The organism is Pseudoflavonifractor sp. An184 (genome assembly GCF_002160305.1).
Taxonomy (GTDB): domain Bacteria; phylum Bacillota; class Clostridia; order Oscillospirales; family Oscillospiraceae; genus Lawsonibacter; species Lawsonibacter pullicola.
Map to the genome: position 1 here is coordinate 1 of NZ_NFKI01000115.1, position 3,027 is coordinate 3,027.

Annotated in this window: 3 protein-coding genes and 1 riboswitch; of the genes, 1 reads left to right on the forward strand and 2 read right to left on the reverse strand. The window is 62.0% G+C overall.

What is annotated here, in order from left to right:
* Nucleotides 1–118: 118 nt before the first annotated feature.
* Nucleotides 119–1,765: a Na+/H+ antiporter NhaC family protein gene (locus B5F19_RS16570; RefSeq protein ID WP_087292831.1), complete on the reverse strand. Its 1,647-nt coding sequence runs from the start codon at nucleotides 1,763–1,765 to the stop codon at nucleotides 119–121.
* Nucleotides 1,766–1,899: 134 nt separating this feature from the next.
* Nucleotides 1,900–2,070: riboswitch (Lysine riboswitch) on the reverse strand.
* Between the two features lie 220 nt (nucleotides 2,071–2,290).
* Nucleotides 2,291–2,707, reverse strand: coding sequence for a PaaI family thioesterase (locus B5F19_RS16580; RefSeq protein ID WP_087292837.1), 417 nt, complete (start codon nucleotides 2,705–2,707; stop codon nucleotides 2,291–2,293).
* 136 nt (nucleotides 2,708–2,843) lie between these two features.
* Here B5F19_RS16580 and B5F19_RS16585 point away from each other — a divergent pair.
* Nucleotides 2,844–3,027, forward strand: a 184-nt coding sequence (locus B5F19_RS16585; protein WP_140394277.1) for a hypothetical protein, incomplete at its 3' end; no start/stop codon positions are given.

Here is a 3,027-nt window from a genome sequence, read left to right on the forward strand (position 1 = left end):
AGGCGGGCTGCCGCCCCCTCGAGCTCCCCCGCCAACACTCGGGCGGATTCGTCTGAACAGAGGTTTTTCGACAAACTGAAATGTGGGATGGGCGATGCCCATCCCACATTTTTTATCTTTACTTGGTCACGTCGTCGCCCATGCGCTTCATAACTACCAAGAAGCCAAGCAACAATACCAGTCCGAATGGCAGAGCCAGAATGCCCGGCGCGCCGAAGTGGACCAGCAGGCCGGCCACCACATAGGACACAAAGGCGATGGCCGCACACACGATGGCATAGGGGAGCTGGGTGGACACATGGTTCACATGGTCGCACTGAGCACCCGCCGAGGCCATGATGGTGGTGTCGGAGATGGGGGAACAGTGGTCCCCGCACACGGCGCCCGCCATGCTGGCGGAGATGCAGATGATGCCCAGGGGGTTGTCCAGGGGGAAGATGGCCATGGTGATGGGGATCAGGATGCCGAAGGTGCCCCAGGAGGTGCCGGTGGCAAAGGCCAGCAGGCACCCGATGGCGAACACGATGGCTGGCAGGAAGAACTGCACGCTCCGGGCATAGGTGTTCACAAAATACTCCACAAAGGGGGTGGCCCCCAGGGAGTCGGTCATGGCCTTCAGGGACCAGGCAAAGGTGAGGATCATGATGGCGGGCACCATGGCCTTGAAGCCCTCGGGGATGCACTCCATCATCTGCTTGAAGGTCATGGCCTTCCGCACCCAGTAGAAAATCAGGGCGAACAGCAGCCCGAAGGAGGAGCCCAGCATCAGGCCGATGGAGGCGTCCGAGCTGGAGAAGGCCCCGGGGATGTTCAGGTAGTTCTCGCTGGCGGCGTCAAAGAAGGAGCCGGAGTAGAGCATGCCGGTGACGCAGGCCACGATCAGCACCACGATGGGCAGCACCAGGTCGGCCACCGCACCCTTGGTGTCGTCCGGGTCGTCCTCCATGAGGCCGGCGTAGGGGTTGGAGCCGGAGAACAGATCCCCGGTCTTGATTGCGTTGCGCTCAAACTTCAGCATGGGGCCGAACTCCACCTTCATCAGCACCATTGCGATCATCATGGCGATGGTGAAGAGGGCATAGAAGTTATAGGGGATGGCCCGGATAAACACCGCCAGTCCCTGGCCGTCGGGCACATAGCTGGACACGGCGGCCGCCCAGGAGCTGATGGGGGCGATGATGCACACCGGGGCGGCGGTGGCGTCGATCACATAGGCCAGCTTCACCCGGGAGACCCGGTGCTTGTCGGTAATGGGCCGCATCACAGAGCCCACGGTGAGGCAGTTGAAGTAGTCGTCAATAAAGATCAGCACACCCAGCACGATGGCGGCCATCTGGGCCCCCACCCGGCTTTTGATGTTCTTCGCCGCCCAGCGGCCGAAGGCGGCGGAGCCCCCCGCCTTGTTCATCAGGCACACCATGGCCCCCAGAATGACCAGGAACACCAGGATGCCCACGTTGTAGGAGTCGGACAGCACGGAGACGATGCCGTCCTCAAACACGTGGAGGACCGTCCCCTCAAAGTTGAAGCCGGAGTACAGCAGTCCGCCCACCAGGATTCCGATGAACAGGGAGGAGTACACCTCTTTTGTAATCAGGGCCAGTCCAATGGCCACCACCGGGGGCAGCAGGGCCCAGGGGGTGGCGTAAAAGGGGCTGACAAACTCCTCCGCCTCCTCCCCCGCGGCAAGTACCCCGGTGGTCATGGCCATGACCACCAGCACCAGCACCGCCAGCAGGGGCAGCCAGGTTCTCGTTCTTCTCATTTCTTGTTTCCCTCCATTTGACTCTTTCCGGGCCCGCACGGCCCAAATTTGCGCAAACAAAAAGCCATGAACGCGGAACGCGCCCATGGCAAGCCAAACACCCTCCCCAGCCCGGCATGCTCCGGCGGGGAAAGCCTCTGGATAGCGCTCCACAAATCTGTGACAGTCCGCGGGATTTTCTCCCAACGGCCCAGGGTCCCCGTCCAGGCAGACAAGGGCGCCCTTCGGCGGTCCGCCCTCTCCCGGAGGACGGCTGCCTGGCCTTGTCCCCCGGTACGCATGCGCACCGCGCCTCTATCCTGTATTTTTGCTGAATGTCTTTGTATCCTACCACGCTATCCCAGAAATGTCAAGCGCTTTCCCCAAAACACGACACATTTGAGTGAGATAGGAGTGATGAGATAGGAGATAGGAGTTATGGTGTCCGGCTTCGCCGGACGAAATTGAAATCGTGCGCCCGCGGCGCACACCGCAACTCCTATCTCCTATCTCATCACTCCTATCTCCTATCTCTCATCTCTCCTCTCACCACTGGTCCATCATAAAAAAGGTGAAGGTCCCCGTGGCCACCAGCTTCCCCTCCGCGTTGGACAGCTCCACCTGGATCACCGACAGGGTGTGCCCCTCCTTCTTGGGGGTGGCCACGCAGGTGATATAGGGGCCCTCCGCCGGGCGGAGAAACTCCATGGACTGACTGGCGGTGACGCAGCTGCGCCCCCGGGCGCAGGCGCAGTTCCCGCCCACCGTGTCCGCCAGAGCGGCCAGCGCCCCCCCGTGGACCTTTCCGTGGGGATTCAGGCTGTCCCGGGTCACCTGCAGGAACCCCTCCGCCCGGCCGGGCTCAATTTTTGTCACAAAAATCCCGTTGGCGGTGGAAAACTGGTGGGGCCGGTTGGAGCGGCACTCCAGGGGCTTCAGATTCACCGGCGTAGACTCATCCATACTTGTCTCTGCTCCTCTCTCTTTTTGCTTGCCGTTTAGTGTACCATAAAACCGTCCCGCCAGCAACCCCGGACCCTCCGCCCCCAATGCGCATAGAATGTGGGGAATCCACATCCATATCGGGAGGTAATCTGTCATGGAAACCAGTCAGCTCGACCCCAAGCTCTCCCTCCAGCCCTTTGACCCGGAGGTCTTTCAGCGGGTCTGGAACCGGGTGATGCCCAACCAGGACCGCAGTCCCATCGCCATGGACGCCCCGGCCCAGCCCGCCGTCCCGGCCCTCTCCCCCGCCCCGGAACAGCCGCCGGAGACGGCCCCCC